This is a genomic window from Streptomyces megasporus (assembly GCF_000718985.1).
Lineage (GTDB): Bacteria > Actinomycetota > Actinomycetes > Streptomycetales > Streptomycetaceae > Streptomyces > Streptomyces megasporus.
On sequence record NZ_JODL01000059.1, the window covers coordinates 1 to 3,038 of the forward strand.

Annotated in this window: 4 protein-coding genes and 1 pseudogene; all 5 read left to right on the forward strand. The window is 76.0% G+C overall.

What is annotated here, in order from left to right:
• Positions 1 to 90: 90 nt before the first annotated feature.
• Positions 91 to 420: pseudogene (locus tag IF47_RS32225) on the forward strand (IS110 family transposase); the annotation flags it as partial.
• A gap of 218 nt (positions 421 to 638) precedes the next feature.
• Positions 639 to 1,097 (forward strand): RRQRL motif-containing zinc-binding protein, encoded by a 459-nt coding sequence (locus IF47_RS0126510; protein ID WP_031511542.1) that lies wholly within the window; start codon positions 639 to 641, stop codon positions 1,095 to 1,097.
• A 154-nt stretch (positions 1,098 to 1,251) separates the two neighbouring features.
• Positions 1,252 to 1,929, forward strand: a complete 678-nt coding sequence (locus tag IF47_RS0126515; RefSeq protein WP_031511543.1) for a GGDEF domain-containing protein — start codon at positions 1,252 to 1,254, stop codon at positions 1,927 to 1,929.
• A 118-nt stretch (positions 1,930 to 2,047) separates the two neighbouring features.
• Positions 2,048 to 2,539 (forward strand): ASCH domain-containing protein, encoded by a 492-nt coding sequence (locus tag IF47_RS0126520; RefSeq protein ID WP_051718264.1) that lies wholly within the window; start codon positions 2,048 to 2,050, stop codon positions 2,537 to 2,539.
• Positions 2,539 to 3,038, forward strand: a 500-nt coding sequence (locus tag IF47_RS0126525; protein ID WP_031511545.1) for a hypothetical protein, incomplete at its 3' end; no start/stop codon positions are given. The genes IF47_RS0126520 and IF47_RS0126525, both read left to right, overlap by 1 nt.

Consider the following 3,038-nt stretch of genomic DNA (forward strand, 5'->3'; position numbering starts at 1 on the left):
CGTCGCCCGCGAGGTCTACCGCGCACTGACCACCCCAGCCACCGGACAAGTCACGCAAAACAGCCTCACCCCTGCGGCTTGACAACCATAGGAGCATCCAGCGTGCTGACCGCGGCCGGCCTGATGGTGGTCGAGGTCAACGTCCCCGACCGTGGCACTCGCCACGCTCGCGGCAAGTCCGATGCGATCGACGCCTACGCGGCCGCCCGGGCAGCGGCCTCGGGACGGGCCTACGCCACCCCCAAGTCCCGTACCGGCACGGTGGAGGCGCTTCGCCAGTTGCGGGTGGCCCGCGCGTCGGCCGTCAAGGCCAGAACCCAGGCGATGAACCAGCTCATCGGCCTGCGGGTGGCCGCTCCCGCATCCCTGCGCCACACCCTGACCGGGCTGGCACGCACCGCCTTGGTCCGCGCTTGCCTGCCACGGGAAGGGCGAGGACCGGACAGGCCGACCGGCCGTCCCGCCCGCGCCCCGCCGACGTCGCCGGCGGGGCACCGCTTGCCGCCCACCGACGTCTGGAGGAGACCGACCGTGCTCATCCCCCGCCCGCGCCGCCGGATCGGCCGGCCCCGCCCCACCCGACCCGGCCCCCGCTACCCGACCCCGCCCGCCCGACTGTCCGGCGTCGGGAGCCGGTGATGCCCACGACTGCCAAGCGGCGGCGCCGCGAGATCGTCCGGGTGCCGCGCACCGATGCGACCCTGCCGGAGCACGACCGCGGCGCCTGCCCCGACCATCTCGTCACCCGGCGACAACTGCGGGCGCTGGGCCTGAGCCCCGGCGGTCACGGACCGGTCGCGGTCCTGCGCTGCAAGCGGTGCGCCTACCGACCCGACCAGTCCTGCACCCATCCCTCCCGGGCCTGGCTGTACGACATCGGCCTGGCGCGACCGAAACGCGTGCCGACGCTGGCCCAGGAGTGGGCGCTGGACCGGGCGATGGCCGCCCGACAGACCTGCCCGACGTGTCGCCGCAGGTATTTTCACGCGTTGCCGCTGCGCACCCTCGGCTGCTGTCTGGAGTGCCACGACGGCACCCCCGCCGACCCCGGCTCCTACACCCCACCCGCCGACGGCGGCCACCGGCTGGCCGCCTGAACGGACACCAGGGCGCAGTAAGGGGCCCGCCGCGCCCACCTGCACCGTCGCGGACCGAGAAGCGCACCCCCAGGGCAGCCGCACGTGCTTGCCGGCTTCGTCGGCTGCCCCGGGCTCCGTCCCCGTACCAACCCGAGAAACGGAGAACCCCAGTATGGCCCCCACCACCCGCTTACACGCCCCGACCGGACACCGCGCTCTGCTGATCACCACACTCGCCGTGCCGCTGACCGGCTGGACCGTCCACGCCCTCGCGCTGCACCGCCGCCTGGCCGCCGCCCGCCGCGACCCCTTGACCGGCCTCCTGCGACGCGACGCGTACACCACCCGGGCCCGGCAGATCCTGCACCGCCACGGCGACGACACGGCTGTGGTCCTGATCGACGCCGACCACTTCAAGCAGATCAACGACCGGCTCGGACACCCGGCCGGCGACGCCGTCCTCGCCGCGTTCGGCGACCGGCTCACCGCCTGGGCCGGCCCCCACGCCGCCCTGGGCAGGCTCGGAGGAGACGAGTTCGCCGCCGTGCTGCCCCTGCCCCCAAGCCGCCGCGCGCACCGCCTGGCGCACCTGGTGCGAACGCTGCACACCCCGGTCGTCCTCGACGACGGCCGGACGGTCGACGTCGCCGCCTCCGTCGGCGCCGCCACCCCGGACACGATCGGCACCCGCGACCTGGCCGCGCTGCAGCGGGCCGCCGACACCGCCCTCTACGACGGCAAGCACACCGGCCGCGCCCACCTCGCCGACGCCGCGCACGCCACCGTGCCGTCCGTCAACGGCCGCCGGACCGGCCGCCCGGGCACCGCCACCTGGGGGCGCGCCGCATGACCGCCGCCGACGACCACCGGCCGACCGCCTGAACCACCCACCCGACATCGGCAGGGGCGCGCCCATCGCCTGTGGAACCGGGCGCGCCCCTCGTCTCACCAAGGGAGACAACCGCGAGATGACCACACCCGACCCGCGGGCCGCAACCGCGACCGCGCTCACCGGCGGCGCCGACGTGCGCGGCCTGAGCGTGCGCCAGCCCTGGGCGGCCTGCATCGCCCACCTCGACAAGACCATCGAAAACCGTGGTCGCCCGGTCGCCTACACCGGCCTCATCGCCATCCAGGCGACCAAGACCGTCGACCGTGCCGCGCTGCGCGAGGCGCCCGCCGACCTGCCCGGCCGGGACGTGCGCGGCGCCGTGGTGGCCGTGGCCCGGCTGACCGGCTGCCACAGCTCCACCACCTGCCACGGCTCGTGCAGCCCCTGGGCCCAACTCCCCGACGAGAACGTCCCCGGCGCCCGCCCGGTCTGGCACTGGCAACTCGCCGACGTCCTTCCCCTGCACCGGCCAGTGGTGGCCACCGGCGCCCTGTGCCTGTGGCGCCCCACCCGCGAGCTGCGCCACCGCATCGCCGCCGCCCTCACCGCCGAAAGCGAGGACGCGTGATGACCACCAGCACCTCGCGCGCCCGGCCGACGGCTCGCGCGCACCGACCCCGCACCACCACCGCCGGCCCCCGGCATGGTGGCCGACCGGCCGCCGGCACCGGCCGGGTCACCCTGGCCCGCACCGGCGGCGGCGCCGGAGAAGACTGGGGCGCCTACGTCCTGGCCTACACCAGCACGCTCCTGCCGGACAGCACCCGCGCTGCCCTCGTCGCGGCCACCACCCCCGACGACCCGGCCCTCGATCCGGCCTGGGGCCTGCGCCTCGCGCCCACCCGCTGGTCCGCCGCCGGGAGCGCCCGCAGGCCGGTGTGGGAGTACGCCGCGGCCGCCACCCCACCCAAAGGCGCCACTGAGCCCGTCGCCCGGTGGGAGCAGCGCCTGGCCGTCTACCTCCTGATCGCCGCCCTCGCACCCCGCCTGATCCCCACCCGCGCGTCCGTCGACCTACCGGCCGCCACCTGGCAGGCCGCCGTCGACCGCACCGTCCACCTCGATGT

Excerpts from the sequence above, each read along its gene's own strand:
- IF47_RS0126510 (WP_031511542.1), top strand. The coding sequence starts at position 639 with ATGCCCACGACTGCCAAGCGGCGGCGCCGCGAGATCGTCCGGGTGCCG.
- IF47_RS0126515 (WP_031511543.1), top strand. The coding sequence starts at position 1,252 with ATGGCCCCCACCACCCGCTTACACGCCCCGACCGGACACCGCGCTCTG.
- IF47_RS0126520 (WP_051718264.1), top strand. The coding sequence starts at position 2,048 with ATGACCACACCCGACCCGCGGGCCGCAACCGCGACCGCGCTCACCGGC.